Origin of the sequence: Phenylobacterium sp., from assembly GCF_030680185.1 — a bacterium.
Taxonomy (GTDB): Bacteria; Pseudomonadota; Alphaproteobacteria; order Caulobacterales; family Caulobacteraceae; genus Phenylobacterium.
The window spans coordinates 171,026-192,331 of sequence record NZ_JAUXVZ010000055.1 but is presented as its reverse complement, the minus strand read 5'-3'; the positions used below and the strand labels follow the sequence as shown (position 1 = coordinate 192,331).

Annotated in this window: 21 protein-coding genes; 13 read left to right on the top strand and 8 right to left on the bottom strand. The window is 67.7% G+C overall.

Annotated features, from left to right (window positions below; all coding sequences use genetic code 11):
• The first annotated feature begins 97 nt into the window (after nucleotides 1-97).
• The 7 genes from Q8L83_RS15380 to Q8L83_RS15350 all read left to right on the top strand — a co-directional run bounded on the left by Q8L83_RS15380 (nucleotide 98) and on the right by Q8L83_RS15350 (nucleotide 7,635).
• Nucleotides 98-1,408 (top strand): CynX/NimT family MFS transporter, encoded by a 1,311-nt coding sequence (locus tag Q8L83_RS15380; RefSeq protein WP_305288424.1) that lies wholly within the window; start codon nucleotides 98-100, stop codon nucleotides 1,406-1,408.
• A 10-nt stretch (nucleotides 1,409-1,418) separates the two neighbouring features.
• Complete coding sequence (locus tag Q8L83_RS15375) at nucleotides 1,419-2,483, top strand: LLM class flavin-dependent oxidoreductase (RefSeq protein ID WP_305288422.1); 1,065 nt, start codon at nucleotides 1,419-1,421, stop codon at nucleotides 2,481-2,483.
• Nucleotides 2,480-3,142, top strand: coding sequence for a cysteine hydrolase family protein (locus Q8L83_RS15370; protein WP_305288420.1), 663 nt, complete (start codon nucleotides 2,480-2,482; stop codon nucleotides 3,140-3,142). The genes Q8L83_RS15375 and Q8L83_RS15370 overlap by 4 nt, the downstream gene beginning before the upstream one ends.
• Nucleotides 3,142-4,524: a peptidase M20 gene (locus Q8L83_RS15365; protein WP_305288418.1), complete on the top strand. Its 1,383-nt coding sequence runs from the start codon at nucleotides 3,142-3,144 to the stop codon at nucleotides 4,522-4,524. Before Q8L83_RS15370 ends, Q8L83_RS15365 begins: the two co-directional genes overlap by 1 nt.
• Nucleotides 4,524-5,042 (top strand): flavin reductase family protein, encoded by a 519-nt coding sequence (locus Q8L83_RS15360; RefSeq protein ID WP_305288416.1) that lies wholly within the window; start codon nucleotides 4,524-4,526, stop codon nucleotides 5,040-5,042. The genes Q8L83_RS15365 and Q8L83_RS15360 overlap by 1 nt, the downstream gene beginning before the upstream one ends.
• A gap of 14 nt (nucleotides 5,043-5,056) precedes the next feature.
• The gene (locus Q8L83_RS15355) at nucleotides 5,057-5,869 is read left to right on the top strand and encodes a TauD/TfdA family dioxygenase (protein ID WP_305288415.1); all 813 of its coding nucleotides are present in this window, start codon (nucleotides 5,057-5,059) and stop codon (nucleotides 5,867-5,869) included.
• A gap of 143 nt (nucleotides 5,870-6,012) precedes the next feature.
• Entirely contained in the window at nucleotides 6,013-7,635 is a 1,623-nt protein-coding gene (locus Q8L83_RS15350) for a GIY-YIG nuclease family protein (RefSeq protein ID WP_305288414.1), read from the top strand.
• A gap of 172 nt (nucleotides 7,636-7,807) precedes the next feature.
• Here Q8L83_RS15350 and Q8L83_RS15345 read toward each other — a convergent pair whose 3' ends face one another.
• Both Q8L83_RS15345 and Q8L83_RS15340 read right to left on the bottom strand, forming a co-directional pair.
• The gene (locus tag Q8L83_RS15345; RefSeq protein WP_305288412.1) at nucleotides 7,808-8,641 is read right to left on the bottom strand and encodes an oxidoreductase; all 834 of its coding nucleotides are present in this window, start codon (nucleotides 8,639-8,641) and stop codon (nucleotides 7,808-7,810) included.
• A 1-nt stretch (nucleotide 8,642) separates the two neighbouring features.
• The gene (locus tag Q8L83_RS15340; RefSeq protein ID WP_305288409.1) at nucleotides 8,643-9,497 is read right to left on the bottom strand and encodes a TauD/TfdA family dioxygenase; all 855 of its coding nucleotides are present in this window, start codon (nucleotides 9,495-9,497) and stop codon (nucleotides 8,643-8,645) included.
• Nucleotides 9,498-9,763: 266 nt separating this feature from the next.
• On the opposite strand from Q8L83_RS15340, the gene Q8L83_RS15335 reads away from it, so the two are divergent.
• Genes Q8L83_RS15335 through Q8L83_RS15320 form a run of 4 tightly spaced genes read left to right on the top strand, consistent with a single transcriptional unit; the run spans nucleotide 9,764 to nucleotide 13,897 of the window.
• Nucleotides 9,764-10,987, top strand: coding sequence for an aromatic ring-hydroxylating dioxygenase subunit alpha (locus Q8L83_RS15335; protein WP_305288407.1), 1,224 nt, complete (start codon nucleotides 9,764-9,766; stop codon nucleotides 10,985-10,987).
• On the top strand, nucleotides 10,984-11,799 hold the full coding sequence (ygiD, locus tag Q8L83_RS15330; protein ID WP_305288406.1) for a 4,5-DOPA dioxygenase extradiol: 816 nt from the start codon (nucleotides 10,984-10,986) through the stop codon (nucleotides 11,797-11,799). The genes Q8L83_RS15335 and ygiD overlap by 4 nt, the downstream gene beginning before the upstream one ends.
• A 25-nt stretch (nucleotides 11,800-11,824) precedes the next feature.
• Nucleotides 11,825-12,916: an acetamidase/formamidase family protein gene (locus Q8L83_RS15325; protein WP_305288404.1), complete on the top strand. Its 1,092-nt coding sequence runs from the start codon at nucleotides 11,825-11,827 to the stop codon at nucleotides 12,914-12,916.
• A 9-nt stretch (nucleotides 12,917-12,925) separates the two neighbouring features.
• Nucleotides 12,926-13,897, top strand: a complete 972-nt coding sequence (locus tag Q8L83_RS15320) for a helix-turn-helix domain-containing protein (protein ID WP_305288402.1) — start codon at nucleotides 12,926-12,928, stop codon at nucleotides 13,895-13,897.
• Here the strand turns inward: Q8L83_RS15320 and Q8L83_RS15315 are convergent.
• The 3 genes from Q8L83_RS15315 to Q8L83_RS15305 form a co-directional block, all read right to left on the bottom strand.
• Nucleotides 13,894-14,805, bottom strand: a complete 912-nt coding sequence (locus Q8L83_RS15315; protein WP_305288400.1) for a ribokinase — start codon at nucleotides 14,803-14,805, stop codon at nucleotides 13,894-13,896. The two genes, Q8L83_RS15320 and Q8L83_RS15315, sit on opposite strands and share 4 nt — an antisense overlap.
• A 76-nt stretch (nucleotides 14,806-14,881) precedes the next feature.
• Complete coding sequence (gene hemN / locus Q8L83_RS15310; RefSeq protein ID WP_305288398.1) at nucleotides 14,882-16,261, bottom strand: oxygen-independent coproporphyrinogen III oxidase; 1,380 nt, start codon at nucleotides 16,259-16,261, stop codon at nucleotides 14,882-14,884.
• 291 nt (nucleotides 16,262-16,552) lie between these two features.
• The gene (locus tag Q8L83_RS15305) at nucleotides 16,553-17,212 is read right to left on the bottom strand and encodes a helix-turn-helix domain-containing protein (protein ID WP_305288396.1); all 660 of its coding nucleotides are present in this window, start codon (nucleotides 17,210-17,212) and stop codon (nucleotides 16,553-16,555) included.
• A gap of 156 nt (nucleotides 17,213-17,368) precedes the next feature.
• Here Q8L83_RS15305 and Q8L83_RS15300 point away from each other — a divergent pair, with 156 nt between their 5' ends.
• A complete protein-coding gene (locus Q8L83_RS15300) occupies nucleotides 17,369-17,971 on the top strand; it encodes an NAD(P)H-dependent oxidoreductase (RefSeq protein ID WP_305288394.1) in 603 nt (200 codons plus the stop codon).
• Here the strand turns inward: Q8L83_RS15300 and Q8L83_RS15295 are convergent.
• The 3 genes from Q8L83_RS15295 to Q8L83_RS15285 form a co-directional block, all read right to left on the bottom strand.
• Nucleotides 17,968-18,351 carry a response regulator transcription factor gene (locus tag Q8L83_RS15295; protein ID WP_305288392.1) on the bottom strand — a complete coding sequence of 128 codons (384 nt, stop codon included), beginning with the start codon at nucleotides 18,349-18,351 and terminating at the stop codon, nucleotides 17,968-17,970. The two genes, Q8L83_RS15300 and Q8L83_RS15295, sit on opposite strands and share 4 nt — an antisense overlap.
• A gap of 141 nt (nucleotides 18,352-18,492) precedes the next feature.
• Nucleotides 18,493-19,092, bottom strand: a complete 600-nt coding sequence (gene fixJ, locus Q8L83_RS15290; protein WP_305288390.1) for a response regulator FixJ — start codon at nucleotides 19,090-19,092, stop codon at nucleotides 18,493-18,495.
• On the bottom strand, nucleotides 19,085-20,575 hold the full coding sequence (locus Q8L83_RS15285; RefSeq protein ID WP_305288388.1) for a PAS domain-containing sensor histidine kinase: 1,491 nt from the start codon (nucleotides 20,573-20,575) through the stop codon (nucleotides 19,085-19,087). The genes fixJ and Q8L83_RS15285 overlap by 8 nt, the downstream gene beginning before the upstream one ends.
• 90 nt (nucleotides 20,576-20,665) lie before the next feature.
• On the opposite strand from Q8L83_RS15285, the gene Q8L83_RS15280 reads away from it, so the two are divergent.
• Nucleotides 20,666-21,289 carry a LysE family translocator gene (locus Q8L83_RS15280; protein ID WP_305288386.1) on the top strand — a complete coding sequence of 208 codons (624 nt, stop codon included), beginning with the start codon at nucleotides 20,666-20,668 and terminating at the stop codon, nucleotides 21,287-21,289.
• Nucleotides 21,290-21,306 lie beyond the last annotated feature (17 nt).

Here is a 21,306-nt window from a genome sequence, read left to right as displayed (position 1 = left end):
GAAGCCCCCCTCGCGTCCCCACATTTGAAGGCACCCCTTCCTGTCTGGTCCTGACGATGCGTCTGGGGCCGGCAGGGCTCTAGAGTGGAGGCACGTGATGCCCCGATCCGAATGGCGTCCCTGGGTTTTGCTGGGCGTCTTCAGCCTGCTTCTGTTCCTGATCTCGGCGGCGACCTTCTCGTCGCTGGGGGTGGTGCTGCCGGCCATGGTCGCCGAACAGGAATGGAGCTGGGCCCAGGCGGGCCTTGGGTTCACCCTGCTGGGCGCCTGTTGTGGCGGCTCGGCCTGGTTCCCGCCCATGGTGATCCGGCGCTTCGGCGTCCGGGCCGCCCTGCTGCTGGGGACGGCGGTGATGGCCCTGGGCTTTGTCTGCCTCTACCTGACCCAGAGCGTCTGGATCTACTTCCTGGGCACGGCGCTCTGTGGCGTGGCCTACCAGCTGATGGCCCTGATCCCCGGCACCCATGTGCTGGCCGCGGTCTTCCAGAAGCGGGCCATGGCGTTTGGCCTCTACTTCACCCTGGGCGGTCTTGGCGGCGTGGCTGGGCCCTGGATGGCGCTCGGCGTCATGGAGGCCACCGGCGGCGAGTGGCGGCCCTTCTGGGCGCTTCAAGCTGTGGCGGCCCTGGGCATCGGCGTCCTCTGCTCGCTGCTGATCCCCTCCAGCGCCTGGCTCAAGACCTCGTCGGAGAAGATCGATGCGGCCGTGAAGGCCGACGCCGAGGCCGCCGCGGCGGCGCCGACGCCCGCGCCCCTGGCGGTCTATCGCACCACCCAGGACTGGACCCTGAAGCAGGCCATGGGCACGGTGCAGTTCTACATCCTGGTGGCGGCCTATTTCGTCCATCTGCTGAGCGGGGTGACCGTCTCCAGCCTGTCAGTCGCTCACCTGTCCGAGCGGGGCGTCGCCGCCGGCATCGCCGCCGGCATGCTCAGCCTCGAGGGGCTGATGGCCACCGTGGCGCGCCTGGGCGGCGGCTTCATCGGCGACCGGGTCGACCCCAAATGGCTGCTGATGTTCGCCGTCGGCGCCCTGGGCGCAGGCTCCCTGGCCCTCAGCGTCGCCGACAGCTACCCGCTGATGATCATCTATGCGGTGGGCACCGGCATCGGCTTTGGCCTGACGGCGCTCGCGGTCACCGTCCTACTGCTCAACTACTTCGGCCGGAAGAACAATCTGGAGATCTTCTCCACCGTCTGTCTGGTCGGCGCGCTGGCCGCGCTCGGCCCGCTGATCGGCGGCTCCCTGCGCGACATGCTCGGCAGCTTCTCACCCACCTTCCAACTGTTCGGCGTCGTCGCCGCCGTGGTCTTCGTGGCCTCCCTCTTCATGCGCCCGCCGCAGTTGAAGACCGAAGCCGAAGCCCCGGCCGCGCCGTCCGCCGGCCTGGTCAATGATCCCGTCTGAGGCGTTCCCCATGTATCAAAAGCCTTCCTCGAGTAAGGAATTCGGCGTCTTCCTGCCGGTCGCCAATGGCGGCTGGATCATCTCGGAGACCTCGCCGCCCCTGAACGACCTCTGGGCCCAGAACCGGGCCGCGGCCGTCACCGCAGACGAGGTCGGCATGGACTTCGTCATGTCCATGGGCAAGTGGCGCGGCTTCGGCGGGACGACCGACCACTGGGGCTCGTCGCTGGAGTCGGTGACCATGATGGCCGGCATCGCCGAGGCCACCAAGAATGTGAAGATCTGGGCCACCGTCCACCCGCTGCTGCAGAACCCGGCGGTGACGGCCAAGATGATGACGACGCTGGATCACATCAGCGGCGGCCGGGCCGGGCTCAACATCGTGGCCGGCGCCTACCGCGCCGAGTTCGACCAGATGGGCATGTGGGACGACAGCCTCGACCATGAGGCCCGCTACGCCCTGACCGAGGAATGGACCGCCGTCATCAAGCGCCTCTGGAGCGAAGAGAGCGTCGATCACGCCGGCAAGTTCTTCACCATGAAGGACGCCCACTCGAACCCCAAACCGCTGTCGCGGCCCAGGCCAGACCTGATCTGCGCGGGCCAGTCCGACCGGGGCTTCCAGTTCTCGGTGCGCGAGGCCGACATCTGCTTCATCGGCGGCCGTACGCCCGAAGAGCGCCGCGACAACAGCCTGCGGGCCAAGAAGGTGGCCGAAGAACTCGGCAAGTCGATCAAGACCTACGCCATGTGCACCATCGTCCACGGCGAGACCGACGCGAAGGCTGAGGCCCTGGTCGAGCACTACAAGACCGGCACCGACATGGGCGCGATCCTGGAGATGCTGCGCAGCTGGGGCGTGCCGGCCGACAAACTAGACGTGGTGGCCAAGCAGCAGGGCGCCTTCATGACCCACACCGCCGTGGGCTCGCCGGCCACCTGCGCCGAGCAGGTCCAGGAGTTCGTGGAGTTCGCCCAGCTGGACGGCCTGATGCTGATCTTCCCCGACTATGTGGAAGGCCTGAAGATGTTCGGCTCGGAAATCCTGCCCGGCCTGCGCTCGGCCTTCGCATGAGCGCGCAAGCCGCAGCCGCGCCGGCCTCCGACGGGCTGGCCGCCTGGATCACGCCAGCCCGCGCGGCCCTGGTGATCATCGACATGCAGGTGGACTTCGCCGCGCCTGAAGGCCGGCTTGGCCAATGGGGCGTGGATCTCTCCACCGTGCCGCCCGCCCTGGAAAAGGCGCAGGCCCTGGCGGATGCGGCGCGCAAGGCTGGGACGCCGGTGGTGTTTGTCGGCCTGTTCACCCGGCCGGAGACGGACTCCATCTCGTGGCGCGAACGGATGCGCCGTCGGGGCGGCGACCCGGACTCCGACTCCGGCCTTTGCCGGGCCGGCGAGGTGGGCTCCGACTGGTATGGCCCCAAGCCGCTGCCGGGCGAACGGGTGGTGGAGAAGGCTCGCTATTCCGGCTTCCACGACGCGCCGCTGGATGCGGTGCTTAAGGGCCTGGGCGTCGACACCCTGGTGGTCGCCGGCCTGACCACGGAGTGCTGCGTGGACTGCACGGTCCGCGACGCCTTCCATCTGGACTATCATGTCTTCATCGCCACCGACGCCTGCGCCGCCTATGAGCCCGAGGTTCACGAGGCGTCGCTGAAGGCCCTGGAACTGAACTGCGCGATCCTGGTCGAGACCGACCAGGTGATCACCGCCTGGGAGGAGGCCGCGTAATGGCCGATGGATTTCAACTGCCCGGCGCCCAGGCGCCCTACGCCGTCACCGACGCCGACCGCGCGGCCATCGCCGCGGCGATCAGCGAGAGCGAGATCGTCGAGCTGGCCCTGGCGCTCGGCAATATCCCCAGCCCGGCCGGCCATGAGTTCGCGGCCGGCGAGTTCGTCCATGACTGGATGAAGACCGAAGGCTTCGACCCCCGCCGGGTCGGCGCTACGCCCGAGCGCAACAATATCATCGGCACCTATGGCGGATCGGGCGAGGGCAAGAACCTGCTGTTCACCGCCCACCTGGACACCGAGGCGCCCACCTGGGACCCGGACCTGGACGCCTACAAGTATCGCGCCGAGACCCTGGACAATCCGGAGTGGGAGAAGTGCTGGCTGGAGGACGGGGTCCTCTACGGCTATCCCATCGCCAATGACCGGGGGCCGATGAGCTGCTTCCTGATCGCGGCCAAGGCCCTGAAGACCGCCGGCTATGACCTGGCCGGCAAGCTCTATCTGACCGCCTGCCCCGGCGAGATCGGCCCCGAGCCGATCGAGGAGCACAAGGGCGTGGCCTATATGGGCAAGGACATCGGCGCCCATTACCTTTTCCACCACGGCGGCGTGGCGCCGGACTACGCCATCGCCGCCGAGGGCTGTGATTTCGGCCTCACCTGGGTCGGTTGCGGTTATGCGGTGTTTCGGATCCGGCTGTGGGGGGAGGGGGTCTTCACCCCGCTGCTGACCCAGCCGGAGAAGTCCGGCGACCACCCGAACCCGATCTATCGCCTGGGCGCGCTGACCGACGCCATCCACCAGTGGAGCCGCCAGTACGAGGCCGACAGCGCCTATGAGAGCGCCGGCGGCGTGGCCCTGCCCAAGGCGCAGATCGCCGCGGTGCGCGGCGGCATTCCCTATGCCTTCGGGGCCGGGACCGAGTTGGTGAACCTCTATCTGGAGGTGGGCCTGAACCCCCGCCAGAAGATCGCCGAGGTGCAGCATTCCCTGGAGCGCATGGTCCGCGCCGCGGGCCTGGGCGAGGTGGATATCGAGCCCATGGTGGTCCGCCACGGCTTCGAGGCCGATGCGGGCGAGGTCGCCCCCCTGGTGGGCGCGGTGGACGCCGCCACCCGCCTGTCGCTGGGCCATCCGGTCCAGCGGGCCGCGCCGGTCTATTCCAGCATGTGGCGCGACCAGAACGTCTTCAACATGCACCGCATCCCGGCCATCACCACCGGCTTCAAGCGCTGGCGCCCCAGCCCCAAGGACCTCACCGATAGCGCGCTGGTCTATGCGCTCACGGCGCTGGCCGTCTGCGGCCGGGCCGAGACCGGCGAGGCTGCGAGCCGCCGCGCGCCCGTCTATGGCGACAACCCGTTCGGCAACGACTGATGGGGGGGACGTCTGTGTTCGGCGATCTGGAAGTCTCCCAGCCCCTGGACCCGCGGGTCTGGCGCAACACCATGGGCAGCTTCGCCAGCGGTGTGGTCATCGTCACCACCCAGGACGAGGCGGGCCAGCCCGTGGGCACGACGGTCAGCGCCTTCTCCTCGGTGTCGCTGGATCCGCCGCTGCTGCTGGTCTGCCTGGACCACAAGAGCCGGACCCGGGCGGCGGTGAAGCGCTCGGGCCATTTCTGCATCAACATCCTGTCGGCCGAGCAGGGGGATTTGGCCCGCCTGTTCGCCGGCCCCGGCGCCACCGACCGCTTCGCCGAGGTGGAGATCACGCCGGGAACCCTGGGCGCGCCGCAGATCGCCGGCGCCCTGGCCAGCATCGACTGCCGGCTGCACTCGCTGCACGCGGCCGGCGACCACGACATCCTGATCGGCCGGGGCCTGAACATCCAGGCGACCCCGGGCGACCCCCTCATCTACTGCCAGGGCCGCTTCCTGGGCTCCGAGGACTAAGAAGGTCAAAGACCATGGGCTACGAAGTTCTGGACGTGAAGCCGATGACCCGCCGGATCGGCGCCGAGGTGTTCGGGCTCGATCTCGGCAAGCCGCTCAGCAACCGACAGACCGCCGAGCTGCGCGAGGCCCTGGCCAACCACCAGGTGCTGTTTTTCCGCGACCAGGAGATGGACCACGACGCCCACAAGGCGGTGGGCCGATTGTTCGGCGAACTGGCCATCCACTCGGCCATTCCCGGCATCGAGGGCCATCCCGAGATCGTCGCCATCCACGCCGATGCGGACTCCAAGTTCGTGGCCGGCGAGAACTGGCACTCCGACCTGACCTGCGACCCTGCGCCGCCGCTGGGCTCGATCCTCTACATGCCCGTCGTGCCCGAGAGCGGCGGCGACACGGTCTTCGCCTCGATGTATGCGGCCTATGACACCCTGTCGGACCGGATGAAGGTCTATCTGGAGGGGCTGCAGGCCGTCCACGACGCCAACCCGGTCTATCAGAAGCTCTTCCCGGACCTGGACCGCAAGTACAACCGCTCGGTCCATCCGGTCGTCCGCACCCATCCGGTGACGGGCAAGAAGCTGATCTTCGTCAACCCGTCCTACACCACCCACATCGAGGGCATGCCCGAGGACGAGAGCGCGGCCATCCTCAACTTCCTCTACGTCCACTGCATGAACCCCAACTACCAGGTCCGCTTCCGCTGGCGGGCGAATTCGGTGGCCTTCTGGGACAACCGCTGCACCTGGCACCAGGCCATCTGGGACTACTTCCCCGACACGCGGTCAGGGTTTCGGGTGACTGTGGCGGGGGACAAGCCGTTTTGAGGGGGGGCGAGGTGGATGGGGTGACCATTGCCGCGAAACCTCCGGATAGCGGAGGGCGAACTGGTCCTTCCATTGGGCGCTTATGCGCTGGTAGGCTGACGGCTGCCTAGGGCCTTGGCTCATCGCCCATATCGATCGGCGCTATGACTTCTGACTACGCTCGCGCGCGTTCGGCTCGTTTCATGACATTCATGAAAGCGGCCTCAATAAGACCTGATGACCCGGTCCTTCAGGCCCAATATGAGCAGGTTCGGCATACCCCGGCCTTCAAAGAGCAAGCCAGACGCACTCAAGCGTTGGCGAACGCATACCGCGCAAACGGCGTTGGTGGGTATATAGACAACTATCTAAGATATTTTCTATTAGAGTATAACAATAGAACGTTCAAAACGTTCGGTGCGGAGCAGCCCCTGTCATTTAACGTGATGCAGGGATTCATAGAGCCAGATGAGCTGGCGATGTTGTTTGTTTTGCTTCCGGAGACGATGCATGCATTTGCGCTGTCTCAATACCTAGACCACCTCACCACTCCGGGCGTGGAGCTCGATTGGGATGGTTTGGCGCGCCTAGATGAATTTAAAATCTATGCATTTAATCAATTGGGTAGCCCATCGGGCGTTCAGCTGCCTGGACTCAGCCAGGTGCTGTTTGGCGGGTTGGCGATGGTTCGGCAGGGATCAATTCTTTCTGTCTGTTCGCTGTTTGGAGAGCCGGCAGACGCCGTGACATCGGACTCGGAACCCTCCAGGGGCCCTATGCAAATCTGGCCCGGAAGGGAGTTCTTGCTGGAGGGCATCGAAAAGGAGGACTTAAGTCCAGAGCCGTTCTTTGGTGACCAGTCTCGAGCGCCGCTTCTGGTATTAATGCATATCGATATAGATGGTCGTAAGAGGCATTCAACTTACCTGCTTCAAGAACGATCTGACGCGTTTCTCGTCGCGCACGACGATCCAATTGTGTACGAAGACTTGCGTATCCTGATACCAGAAGATCATGAATCTTATCAGGAATCCAACGATTCGCGTCTGAAAGAGTATGCAGACTTAATAGAGCTGACGGTCCAGCTTTGCGGTCTGCCGGGTTACTTCGACTCGGCGATTGATGACGTAAGGGTGGAGCGCCACCCAACCCGGCTTCGCACAGAGAAGCTTCCACTGCGAGTTTCCTCTCAGATAAATCACTTAGAGCGAGTCCATCGGCCGCTCTATCGAGAGGTGCTTACAATTTCTACGGAGCCGTTGAATCGGGAAGTGGCGGCAACCCTAAAGCGCAGTGGATTGAAGCGAGAGACATCCGGATACTGGAAAGCTCTAGACGCCGACAGCGTTGGCGCTGACAAGCACGATAATGTGCTGCATGGCAAGACGTGGGTGACCAAGGACCTTACATGGCTGGAGTCCCCGTCCCTAGAACAGGCAGGGGAACTTCGTATCGATGTGGTCGACCTAGGCGTCGGCGGCGCGGACGATGGCTGGATTTACACTTTGCGTTCTGCCGCCCACGCACGTGACGTATTCAAGATTGGTATGACTACACGCTCCACTGACGACCGTGCGCAGGAACTGTCGGCTAGCACCGGTCAGCCTGATCAGTTCCTAGTAGTCGAAGAATGGCGAGTTACCCAGCCGCTCGCTGTTGAGCGGTTAATCCATGAGGCGCTTGGACCCTACCGTTTGAGCGGCAAGAGGGAGTTCTTCCAGCTTAAGTACAAGGATTTGCGTGCGATGGTTGAACGCATAGCAGAGCCCTTCCTTATATCCGAGTGAGGTCGCACAGAAAGCATGCAGCTTTGACAGTCTGTAAGCTAGATCGATCGGTTAGGGGCCCAGCACGTCACTAGGGTGCCCGCTGTTAAAACCGCCGCCCATCCTCTCGAACCCCCGCCGCAGCCAGCGGCGGCCGCGGCGGGGAGGGGCTGACGGTCAAGGGGATGAGCCGTCAGGTCTCGGGGAAGCTGATGCTGGTGGAGAGGCCGGCCCAGTCGCCGATCTCGGTGGTCATCTGGCCCATCTTGCGCATGGCGTAGTGCAGGGCGTCGGCGCCCAGCAGCAGGCGCAGGGGCGCGTCTTCGGCGCCGGCGATCTTCAGGATGGCCTGGGCGGCGCGGGCGGGGTCGCCGCTTTCCTGGCCGGCGTGCTGCGCCAGCAGCTTGGGCGCCATGTGGGCGGTGTCGGCATAGTCGTCGATCAGCCGGGCCGCCCGGGTCAGCGAGCGGCCGGCATAGTCGGTGCGCATACCGCCGGGCGCCACATTGGTGACCTTGATCCCCAGAGGCGCCACCTCCTGGGCCAAGGCCTCGCCCAGGCCTTCCAGGGCGAACTTGCTGGCGCAGTAGACGCCGGTCCCCGACCAGGCGGCCAGGCCGCTGACCGAGGTGATGTTGATCACATGACCTGAGCGCCGGGCGCGCATGCCGGGCAGGGCGGCGCGCAGCACGGCCAGGGGGCCAAAGACATTGGCCTCGAACTGGGCGCGGGCCTCATCGAGGCTCGTCTCCTCCACCGCCCCGGTCAGGCCGTAGCCGGCATTGTTGACCAGGATGTCGATCCCGCCAGACAGCGCTTCTGCGCCGGCGACGGCCGCGGCGACGGCGGCCTCATCGGTGACGTCGGCGATGAAGCCGTGGGCGTTGGGGCCGAGGCTTGCGAAGGCGTCGCGGTCGGCGGCCTTACGGACCGTGCCGGCCACGATGTCGCCGGCCTCGAGCGCGGCGAGGGCGAGCGCGCGGCCAAGGCCTGCGCTGACGCCGGTGATGAACCAGGTGCGCGCCATGTCAGTAGGGCGCGTCGCCCTTGGCCCACAGGCGGTGCATGGTCCGGAAGTACTTGGTGTCGTCGTAGAGGGTGCCGGTGTGCAGGGTGCAGCGGTTGTCCCACATCAGAATGTCGCCCACCTGCCACTTGTGGCGGAAGACGAAGGGCTCGCTGGTCATGAACTCCACCAGTTCGTCCACCAGCTCCAGACCCTTGGGATTCTCCATCCCCACCACCTCGGTCACCGTGCCGGTCGACGGCCACAGCGCCTTGCGCCCATCGGCCGGGTGGGTGCGGATCAGGGGATGCTCCACGTCGGGGTTGTCGCGCTTGAGCTCTTCCGACAGCTCCTGGCGGCCGAACTCGCGGGTGGCCATGAAGTGCTGGTAGGAGTGGTGCAGGCGAAGGCCGTCCAGCTCCTTCTGCCGCTCGGGGCTCAGGGCGTTCCAGGCCGCGCAGCCGTCGGCCAGCAGGGTGTCGGAGCCCTCGTCAGGGACCTCCACCGCATAGAGCATGGTGCACATCACCGGCTTGGCCTTGTAGGAATAGTCGGTGTGCCAGCCGACGCCGTCATTGTGCGCGCCGATGGGTTTGCCATCCACCTCGCGGTTGGACAGCACGAACACCTTGGGGTGGCCGGGCAGGGTGAACTGCTTCTGGGTGTGATCCTCGGGCTCGCCGAACAGGGCCACGAAGTCCACCAGCTGCTGGGGCATCATGTCCTGGCCGCGCAGCAGGATGGCGCCGTGCCGGTGGAAGGTGTCGACCACGCCGGCCAGGGTCTCGGCGTCGGCGCGGGCGAGGTCCACATCGAGGATTTCGGCGCCGAAGCCGGGCTTCAGCTCGCGGGTCTTGAGTTGGACGGCGGTGGTCATCGGCTTTCAGGCTCCGGCAGGTCTGGCGATGACCTTAGACGGAGGGCGCAGGTCAGGTCTTGTCCATCCGCGCACATTTGATTGCCCCACCCTCCGCAGACGCCGGAGCCTTTGACCAGAGCCTGATCACCGTCGCCTGCAAATGAAGCGATCGGGCTCTTTGGCTGCCGGCTGGCCAAGTTGTCGTGCGCGCTGGTGCAAGACCGGCCCCACCCTGGCGCCTACCGTCAAGGCCTCGACCGAACCGGAAGCCGAGGGTCCAAAGCATGCGCGCGCACCTCTTGAACGACGCCTTCTTCGATGGGCTGGCCACCTCCATGGAGGGGTTTGAGACCGCCGAGACCCTGCCGCCAGCCTGCTATGTGGACGCGGGCTTCTATGAGTTCGAGAAGGAGGCGGTCTTCAACCACGAATGGCTCTGTGTGGGCCGCGAGTCGTGGGTGAAGGAGGCCGGCGACTACTTCACCACCTCGATCATCGGCGAGCCTGTGGTGGTCGCCCGCACGCGCAAGAACGAACTGGTGGCCATGAGCTCGGTCTGCCAGCACCGGGCCATGCTGGTGGCCGAGGGCCACGGCAACACCCGCGGCTTCGTCTGCCCCTACCACCACTGGACCTATGGCCTGGACGGCAAGCTGGTGAATGCGCCGGCCATGGAGCAGACCTGCGGCTTCGACAAGACCAAGATCGCCCTGCCCAGGTTCAAGGTCGAGGTGTGGCTGGGCTTCGTGTTCATCAATTTCGACCTGGCCGCCGCCCCCCTGGCGCCGCGCCTGACCGAGATCGAGACGGCGCTGGCCGGCTACGACCTGGCCAACGCCGAGGGGCCGCGCCCCGACGCGCCCGCCAAGTTCCCCTGGAACTGGAAGGTGATGTTCGAGAACAACAATGACGGCTACCACGCCAGCCGCCTGCACCAGGGGCCGCTGCACGACTTCGTCCCCAGCGCCCAGTCGGTGTTCCCCGATCCGCCTGAGGGCGCGGCCGGATACCTGCGCTTCAACGGCACCCTGCACCCCGACGCCAGCTTCAACGTGACGCAAAAGGCGCTGCTGCCGGTCTTCCCCAAGCTGACGGAGGTGGACCGCAACCGGATGACCTTCGCCAACATCCCGCCGACCCTGTCGCTCGTGGTGACCAGCGACATGGTGATCTATCTGATCGTCCGGGCCGACGGGGCCGAGACCCACGAGATGGACACCGGCCTGCTGTTTGCGCCCGGCGCCATGGAAGACCCGGCGTTCGAGCACAAGTTGGCCATGAACATGGCCGCGGCCGGCGCCATCATCTCCCAGGACCTGCACGTGGACGGCCTGGTGCAGGCCGGCCTGCGCTCGCGCTTCGCCATCCGCGGCCGCTATTCCTGGCAGGAGGGCGCCCAGATCGCCTTCAACCGCTGGCTGACGCCGCGCTATCAGGAAACGTGGAAGGCGATGCGGGCCGATGCCGGCGGGGCGCCGGCCACAGCGCCGGTCGGGGTCCCGGCATGAGCGCGCCGGCCGAACGCCTGCCGGTGGTCTTTTTCGGCCACGGCAGCCCGATGATCGCCATCGAGACCAACGACACCACGGCGGCCTGGAACGCCATCGGCGAGTCCATCGGCAAGCCCAAGGCCATCCTCTGCGTCTCGGCCCACTGGCTGACCCGCGGGGTTGGCGTCACCGCCATGGCCCAGCCGCGGACCATCCACGACTTCGGCGCCTCATTTCCCCAGGCCCTGTTCAACGTCCAGTACCCCGCGCCCGGCGATCCGGCCCTGGCCCGCCGCGTCGCTGAGCTTCTGGCGCCCTTGCCCGTGGCCCAGGACGAGGGCTGGGGCCTGGACCACGGGACATGGTCAGTGCTGTGCAAGGCCTATCCCAAGGCCGACGTGCCGGTGGTCCAGCTGTCGATGGACGCCAGCAAGCCGCCGGCCTGGCACTATGAGATGGGCCGCAAGCTCGCCCCCTTGCGCGACGAGGGCGTGCTGATCGTCGCCACCGGCAATATCGTCCACAACCTGCCGGCCATGGACTGGGGCGCCCGCCACCGCCCGGCCTTCGACTGGGCCGCCGCCTTCAACGATCACATCAAGGCCGCCATCGCCAACGATGAGCCGCAGGCGGCGGTAGCCTATGAGGCCTTCGGCGAGGCGGCCAGCCGTTCCGTGCCCACGCCCGACCACTACTGGCCGCTGCTCTATGCGCTGGGCGCCCGGATGCCCGGCGACCGCGCCGTCTTCGGCCCCGACCACATCGAGCACGGCTCGCTCAGCATGACCACGGTGATGCTCGACAGCCGCCCGGCCGCCCAGGCCGCCTGATTTCCAGCTTTCCCAAGGACGCCTCATGGCCTTTATCTGCGAGCCGACCGAGACCCGGGCCGACACCCTGCCGGGCGCCCTGCACACCCTGAACGCCACGTCCAAGACCGTGCACTGGGGCTATTTCGATCCGGCGCGGGGGCCCGCCCTGAGGATCAAGAGCGGCGACCTGGTGCAGGCCGAGGCCATCACCCATCACGCGGGCGACGATCCCGAGCTGATGATGGACGAGGCGGTCACCGCCATCTTCCGTGAGATCCCCGAGGCCGACCGCAATCCCGGCGTCCACATCATGACCGGCCCGATCTACGTTGAGGGCGCCGAGCCTGGCGACATGCTGGAGGTGCGCTATCTGCGCATGGTCCCGCGCTGCAACTACGGCTCCAACCTCGCGGCCAACTGGGGCCACCTCTATGACGAGTTCGACCAGAAGGAGCGGGTGACCATCTATGAACTCGATCCCAACGCCCAGACCGCCAGCGCCCTCTATGCCTACGACTTCCCGGGAAAGTATCTGACGCCCGGGACCATCACCAACTGCCCGGTCTGCGACCGTCAGGGGGCGCTGCCCGGCGTGCGGGTGCCGGTGCGGCCTCACCTGGGCACGGCCGGCGTCGCGCCGAACGTGAATGGCCGGGTCAGCACCATTCCGCCGGGCCTGCATGGGGGCAATATCGACAACTGGCGCATCGGCGCCGGGGCGACCATGTACTATCCGGTACAGGTGGACGGCGCCCTGTTCTCGATCGGCGATCCCCATGTCAGCCAGGGCGATGGCGAGATCAGCGGTACGGCCATCGAGGCCTCGTTGAACGTGCTGATGCAGATCGTCCTGCGCAAGGACTTCACCTTCCCGTCGCCCCTGCTGGAGACGCCGAACTGGTGGATTGTCCATGGCTTCGACCCAGATCTTAACCGGGCGATGAAGAACGCCTCCCTCGACATGCTGGGCCTGCTGACCGAGCAGCAGGGGCTGTCGCGCAACGACGCCTATTCGCTGATGAGCGTGGCGGCCGACTTCTCCATCACCCAGGTGGTGGACGGCACCCAGGGCATCCATGTGCGCATCCCCCGCGGCATCTTTCCGGCCAAGGGATCCGTGAGAGATCCCACCTAGGGCGAGACCTTGAAGGCCTGGCAGTTCACCACCGACGCCTATCTGAAACCCGAGCGCCGGGACGCCTGGCGCGAGGCCATGGAGCGCCTGCGCCTGCCGGTGGGCGACCTGCCGGCCGAGGGGGCCTTCCACGCCCAGGTGTCCAGCCTGACCTCGCCCATGGGCGTCGAGTTTTCGGTGGTGGCGTCGACGCCGCAGGTGATCTCCGGCCGTAATCCGCACCAGCCCGCCGCCATCTGGATGGCCGTCCTGCTGGAGGGCGAGGCGACCCTGCTGGACGCCGGTCGCGAGATCCCCATGGCGGCCGGCGACATCGTCTATGGCCCCACGGGCCAGGCGGCCGGCCTGCGCCTGGAGAGCCGGTTTCGCCTGCTGTTCATCACCGCGCCACGGGTGGCCCTGGACCATAGGCTGCTGGCGCCCTCGGCCCTGCGCCTCGGGCATCTGGCGGCCGGAGAGGGTATTAATCACGTCTTTTCAGGCCTGTTGCGAGCGACGGCTGAGGCTTTGGATGAACTGACATCCGACCAGCTTCGCCCCGTCGAACTGGCGCTGACCGAGTTCCTCGTCGCCTGCCTGGCCCAGGATGGCGGGCCGGCGGCGCGGGGTGGGGCCGAGGGGGCGCGTGCGGTCCAGATGCACCGGGTCCGGCAGACCATCGAGGTTCTGCTGGCCGAGCCGGAGCTCACCCTGCGCCGGGTGGCTGACGAGGACGGCGTTTCGCCCCGCTACCTCCAGAAGCTGTTCGCCGGGCAGGGGCAGAGCTTCACCGGCTATGTGCGCGGTCGGCGCCTGGAGCGCTGCCGGGCCGATCTGGCCAGCCCCGCCTGCGCCCAGCTCTCGATCTCGGAAATCTGTTTCCGCTGGGGCTTCAACGGCTCGGCCTATTTCAGCCGCGCCTTTCGCAGCGCCTATGGCCAATCGCCGCGGGAGTACCGCCGCGCAGCCATCGGCGACGCGGCGGCGGACCTGAGCGCCTAAGCCGTCGCCAGCAGCGCTGCCACCTCAACCGCGGTGGGCATGGAGGCCGCAGCCCCGGCCCGCGTGACCGACAGCGCCGCAGCGGCGTTGGCGAAGGCCATGGCGTCGGGCAGGGCGAGGCCTCGGTCCAGGCTCGCAGCGAGCGCGCCGCAGAAGCAGTCGCCAGCGCCCGTCGTATCCACCGCCCGCTGGCGGAGGCCCGCCACGCGAAACACCTCGTCCCCACGCACCGCCACGGCCCCTGCCGCGCCCAGGGTGGCGAGCACGGTCTGGCCTGGCCTGGCCAGCCCGCGCGCCGCGGCGATGGCGGTCTCAGGGTCAGCTGGTTCGGCGGCCAGGCCCGCGAAGCTCGCCAGTTCGGTCTCGTTGAGGATGAGCATGTCGGCCAGCGCCAGCAGGCGCGCCCCTTCGGCCAGGGCCGGGGCGGTGTTGAGGATCTTCAGCGCGCCCGCAGCTTCAGGCCGGGTGAAGATCGTCTCGATGGCCGCCAGGGTCGCCTCGAACTGGGTGAGGATCACGCCGGCCCCGCCGAGGTCGGCGGCCCTCGCCGCCTCTGCGCCGTAGAGTGCGTTGGCGCCGGCGGCGACCACGATCATGTTCCGCGCGGTCTCATCGACGGTGATGAAGGCCTGGCCCGTGGGGGCGTCGGCCTCACGCCGCACGCCATTCACGTCCACGCCCGCGCCGGTGAGGAAATCCAGCATGAAGTCGCCGGCGCCGTCCTGGCCTACAGCGCCCAGCAACCGAACCTGCGCCCCCAGCCGGGCGGCGGCCACGGCCTGGTTGGCGCCCTTGCCGCCGGGAAACTGGGCGAGGCTGCGGCTGGCGACCGTTTCGCCGGGGCGGGGCAGATCCGCCACCTGCGCCACATGGTCCAGATTGACGCCGCCCAGGACGCAGACGCTCATGGGCCAACTCCTCGCCAATGCTCCAGGGGCAGGACCTAGGACATTTGACCTGAAATGTCAGGGCCCCGACGCGGTCTCAGATCGCCTTGGCGTGGCGCTGGGCGTCCGGCGCCAGATAGGCGTCGAACAGGGCGCAGATTGAGCGCACCAGCATCCGTCCCCGGGGCGTCACGGTGAGCCTGCACCCGTCCCAGGTCGCCAGGCCATCCTGCAGGAAGTCGTGCAGCCGGCTGATGGAGTCCTCAAGCTCGGACAGGTCTCGGCCGTGGCGTGCGCAGGCGGCGACGAGGTCCACGGCGAAGTCGCACATCAGTCGCTCGATGATGTCGGCGCGGAAACGGTCCTCGGCGTTGACCACCACGCCGCGGGCGATGGGCAGCTTCCCGTCAGCCACGGCGTGGCGCCAGCCCAGCTCCTGAGTGACGTTCTGCACATAGCCGCCGGGCGTGGTTCCGATCGCCGAGGCGCCGAGGCCCAGCAGCGTGCCGGCCAGGTCTGTGGTGTAGCCCTGGAAGTTGCGGTGCAGGCCGCCGTGGGTCGCGGCCTTGGCCAGGGCGTCGTCCGGCAGGGCGAAGTGGTCGAGGCCGATCTGGACATAGCCCTCGGCCTTCAGCCGCTCGGCGGCGGCCTGGCTCTGTTCCAGGCGCTCGGCGGGGCCCGGCAGGGCCGCCTCATCGATCAGTTGCTGGTGGGCCTTCATCCAGGGCACGTGGGCGTAGCCGAACAGGGCCAGCCGCTCGGGCCGCAGGGTCAGCACGGCGTCCAGGGTTGTGAGCGTATTGCGGGTGGTCTGGTGGGGCAGGCCGTACATCAGGTCGAGATTGATCGACGCGACGCCGGCCGCCCGCAGGGCTTCGACACAGTCGGCGATCTCCTCGAACCGCTCCTGGCGATTGACGGCCTTCTGCACCTCGGGCGCCAGGTTCTGGACCCCCAGGCTCGCCCGCGACAGGCCGTTTCGGGCGGCCGCAGCGATCCAGTCCCCCGACAGGACGGCGGGGTCCAGTTCGGCGGCGATCTCGGCGTCGGGGGCGACGGCGAACGCGCTGCGGAGGCCCGCGAAGATCAGGTCCAGCTCCTCGACGCTCAGCATGTTGGGCGAGCCGCCGCCCAGGTGGATGTCCCCCACCGCCATCCGCGCCGGCAGGGCCTGCTCCAGCAGGGAAAGCTCGGTCATCAGCAGGGCGACATAGTCGCGGATCGGCTCGTGGCGGGTCACCGCCCGGGTGTTGCAGCCGCAATACCAGCAGAGCCGCGTGCAGAACGGGATGTGCATATAGACCGAGACGGGATCGCCCGGCGGCAGGGCGGCGAGCCAGCCGCGATAGGTCGCCTCATCCACATCGGCGGTGAACTGCACCGCGGTCGGATAGCTGGTGTAGCGGGGCGCGCGGCCATCGTACTTGGCGATCAGGTGCGCATCGGCCGGCGCGTGGGGATTGTAGAGCACGGTCATGGGGCTGAGCCTGCTGATGCGCCGCGAGCAACGCCCTGACCCAGGTCAAAGGCAGTGCAGGCGCAGGCGGAAAAGGGGGAGCCCACCCCCGAAAGGGCAGGCTCCAGGCGACAGACGGTGGAAGAAGATCGCCGGCGCGGCTCTGCGGTCCCGGTATCATACGGGGCAGGGGGATAGCCGCGCCGGCGGGCGCTGAAGCTGGAGACCGGGACCGAGGCGATGGAGGTCCGGTCCAGAGGCTCCTATCTCGACGAAACCGTTCGGCGATCTGGGCAAGTCGCCGGCCGGGGTCTATTCGGCGAGACGTTCCAGCGCATCCCAACGCTTCACACGGAAGCGACGGCAACCCTCGAACTCGACCACGGCGGCGCCCTGAAGCTGGGTCAGCATCCGCGAGACGGTTTCGATGGTCAGTCCGAGATAGTCGGCCATGTCCTGGCGGCCCATGGGCAGAGAGATGTGGTCCCCGGCGTTCCGCTGGGCCCCCTCCCGCCCGGCCAGGTCCATGAGAAAGGAGGCGACCTTTTCGCAGGCGGTCTTGCGACCCAGCACCAGCAGATGCTCCTGGGTGCGCTCAAGCTCGAGGCGAGTGGCCTCCCAGATGGCGCGGTCCACGGCCTCGTCGCCGGCGAAGGCCTTGAGCGCGCTGCGCTTGACCACCAGCAGGACGCTGTCGCTCAGCGCCTCGGCGGAGAACCTGTGGATGTCCCCGGTCTCCAGTCCCACCAGGTCGCCCGGATAGTAGAAGCTGCCCACCTGGCGGCGGCCGTCGCTCAGGAGGCGCGTGGTCCGCACCGCGCCGGAAACGACGAGGTAGGTCAGGTCGGCCTCCTCATCCTGGCAGAAGATCTCTTCATCCTTGGCGAAGTTCATCCGCAGGCCCAGGCGCTCCATCACATCAGCAAGGGCGGTGGCGGCGACGGGTGCGGAAGGCGCGTAGTCGAGGGTCATGGCGGGGTTCCTTGAGCCGTTGACCCATAGTCGCGCTGCAGCCGTCGCCTCGAAATTCGGGGACTTCACCTAAGTAGCCGTACGGAGGGCCGCCTTGACCCCCGTCAAGGCGAACGCGGCGATCAAACGGAAAGGTTGGGGCGAACGGAGACGCCGATGACCGCCCAAGCCCCCGCGAAGCGCCGAATCCTGCTGGTCAACGGTCACCCCGACCCGCGGCCAGACCGCCTGTGCTCGGCCCTGGCCAGCGCCTATGCCGAGGGCGCGACCGCCGCCGGGCATATCGTCCGGCGGGTGGAAGTGGGCGCGCTGGATCTGCCGTCCATCGGGTCCCAGGCCGACTTCATGGCCGAGCCTGGCCCTGTCGTCGCGGAGTTGCAGCAGGCCCTGCGCGAGGCCGACCATCTGGTGCTGATCTATCCGCTCTGGCTCGGCGCGCCGCCGGCGGCGTTCAAGGCCTTTCTGGAGCAGGTGTTCCGCTATGGCGTGGCCTTGTCCGCCCCAGGCGAGGCCAAAGGCGTGAAGGGCCTGCTGAGCGGCCGTTCGGCGCGGGTGATCGTCACCATGGGCATGCCGGCGGCCATCTTCCGCCTGGTCTTCTTCGCCCACGGCCTGAAGTGCGTCAGTCGCGGCGTGCTGTGGGTGTCCGGTTTCCGACCGATCCGCGAGACGGCCTTCGGTCCCGCCGAGGGCCGCGATCCCGGCCGACGGCTCCAGTGGCTGGCGCGGGCGCGGCGCCTGGGCGCCGCCGCCGTCTAGAGCCCCAGGGGCAGGATGTCGTGGATGCGGGCGAGCAGCAGGTCTCCCAGGAGCGGCTTCTCGACGAGCGCGGCCTGAAGCCTGGCGGCCCGTTCGCGCACGCTGGCCTTGGGATGGCTGGTGATCAGGATGGCGGGCAGGGCCACGCCGCGCGCTCTCAATGTCTCCAGGGTGTCCAGGCCGGTGCCGTTCTCCAGCCGATAGTCCAGCACGAGACAGGCGTCGTGGTCGGGCAGCACCTGGGCCATCAGCTGATCCCCGGTCTCGCAGGCCATCACCTGGTAGCCCTCGATCTCCAGGGAAAAGGTCAGGGCCTGACGCAGGGCCGCATCGTCGTCCAGCAGGATGATCGTGGGGGCGGGACGGCTGACGGCGGGCATGATGAACGCGAACCAGTGGGCGGAAGCCGATCCATCCTGGATCGTCGCCGACACCGCCTTGATTCAGCGCAAGGCCGCCTCAGGGCGCGTTCCGATAGGTGACACCGGTTATCGGAACGAAACGCGCTCAAGACTTGGAGCTTAGCTGACGAGCAGAACCATGCGGATCAGCTCTGACAGCCCACGCGCGCCGGTCTTGGACATGACATTGGCGCGATAGACCTCGACCGTCCGCGGGCTGATGCCCAGCTCGTGGGCGATCACCTTGTTCAGCTTGCCATCGACGACGCCGCCCAGGACCTCCCGCTCCCGCGGCGAGAGGCTGTCGAGGATCGTTCGAATCCGCTCCCGTTCGGGGTCCTGGCTTTCGCCGGCCCCGACGTCCCGCGCCGCGCGGATGGCCGAAAGCAGACTCTCGTCGTCGAAGGGCTTTTCCAGGAAGTCGACCACCCCGGCCTTCATGGCTTCAACGGCCAGGGGAACATCGCCATGGCCGGTGATCATGATCACAGGGTGAGGGGCGCCCCGGGTCTTCAGTCGCCGCACCAGCTCCAGGCCGGTCATCTCCGGCATCCGGATGTCGGTGACGATCACCCCGGCGGGGGCGCTGTCCAGGGCGTCAAGGAACTGAGGCGCTGATTCGTAGGTCAGGGGGCTGAGGCCGGCCGTGTCCAACAGAAAGGCCAGCGACTGGCGCATGGCCTCGTCATCGTCGATCACATGGACCACAAACTCAGCCATCGCTCTCCAACTCCTCACGCCGCACCGCGCGAAGGGTGAACCGGAACACCGTGCCACCGCCAGGATTGGGCTCAGCCCAGATCCGCCCCCCGTGCGCCTCTACGATCGTTCGCGAGATCGAGAGGCCCACACCCATACCTTGCGGCTTGGTGGTCACGAAAGGCTGGAAGAGCTGATCGACCATCTCGACGGCGATGCCGGGGCCCGTGTCGCTCACGATGACGGCCACCATCTCGTCGTCGGCCGGCCGGGTGGCGACGGTCAGCTCCCGCCGGGGCGAGGTCTCCATGGCGTCGATGGCGTTGCGCATCAGGTTCAGCACCACCTGCTGGACCTGCACCTTGTCGGCCAGCACGAGGTCGAGGGTGTGGTCGAGGTCGAACCGCAGCCGCACGCCGCGCTCCTTGGCGCCGATCATGGCCAGGGCGCCGGCCTCCTCGAGCAGTTGCGGCAGGTTCTCGATCCGCCGATCGGCCTCGCCCTTGGACACGAAGTCGCGCAGGCGTCGGATGATCTGGCCGGCCCGCAGGGCCTGGTCGGCGGCGCTGGACAAGGCGCCCTTGATCTTGGCGCGGTCGGGCTCAGCTGCGTCCAGCAGCCGCTCCGAGCCCTTCACATAGTTGGCGATCGCCGATAGCGGCTGGTTCAGCTCGTGCGCCAGGGCCGAGGCCATCTCGCCCAGCGCCGTGAGGCGGGACACATGCACCAGCTCCGACTGGAGGTCCTGCACCCGCCGCTCGGTGCTCTGGCGTTCGGTAAGGTCGCGGACGAAGCCGGTGAAGAAGCGGTTGCCGCTGGTCTCCATCTCGCCGACGGCCAATTCCATGGGGAAGGTCGAACCGTCCTTGCGCTCACCCACCACGACCCGGCCAATGCCGATGATCCGCCGTTCGCCGGTCTGCATGTAACGGGCGAGATAGGAGTCGTGCTGTTCGCGATAGGGGCTGGGCATCAGGGCCGAGACGTTCCGGCCGATGGCCTCGTCCGCGCGCCATCCGAACAGACGCTCGGCCGCCAGGCTGAAGGCCCGCATGACGCCCTGGTGATCGATGACGATCATGGCGTCCGGCACGGTCTCCAGGATCGACCGTAGGCGAGCCTCGCTCTCGGCCAGATGGAGAATGGCCGCGCCGCCTTGGGCGGTCCTGCGTTGATGGACGTGCCCGGCGGCGCCGATGCAGAGCCCGGCGACCAGATAGAGGGCGCTGTCGAGCAGGTTGGCGGGGTCGGCGAAAAGGCCCGGCCCGCCGAGGCCGGCGACGATGGCGAGCCCTCCGAGGGTGGCCAGTAGGGCAGGGCCAAATCCCCCCGCAAGCCCGCCGACGACGGCGGCCGGCAGAAAGATCAGATAGAGGGTCCGCCCCTCGGTCAGCGGCTGCACGAGGACATGGGCGCCCCCGCAGGCCGCCAGGGCCGCCACAGTCCAGGCATAGGCCCGCCAGGCCGCTTTGTCGTGCCGACGTTCCTGGGTGAGCCAAGGCATGACCAGATGCGGTAGAAGGGCGGCCAGGCCTTGGCAAGCCGCACGTGGCGCCGGCCTCATCGGTTCGGACAGTCGAGAGGGGGACCATTCATGCTGCTGTCGCCCATGCTTCAGTTCCTGCTCGCTGCGATGGTGATCGAACTCACGCCGGGTCCGAACATGGGCTACCTCGCCCTGGTCTCGGCGCGACGCGGGCTGGCCGCCGGCCTCCTGACGGTGGTCGGGGTGACGCTGGGCCTCGCCGCCCACCTGGTCGCGGCGGCGGCGGGTCTGTCGCAGCTGGCCGTCAGCCAGCCGGCGCTCTATCAGGCCTTGCGATGGGGCGGGGTCGCCTATCTGCTCTGGCTGGCGTTCGACGCCTGGCGCACACGCACCCAGCCCGCAGAGCTGGGCCAGGTCGGCCGGGGGGATTGGCGCGACATCCGGCGTGGCTTCCTGACCAATGTGCTCAATCCCAAGGCCCTGATCTTCTATCTGACCGTCATCCCGAGCTTCATGCCTGCCGGGGCTGGCGACGGGCCGGGCGCCTTTCTGGCCCTCGGCGTGATCCATCTGGCTGTCTCGGTGGTGATCCACCTCGGCCTGGTGGCGCTGGGGGCGCGCGCCTATGGCTGGATCGCTCAGGCAGGTCGCGCGCGCAGCGTGCAGGGCGCCTTCGCTGTGGGTCTTGTCGGCGTGGCGGCCTGGGTGGCCTGGAGCACGCGCGCCGCCTGAGACGCGATCAGGGCTTG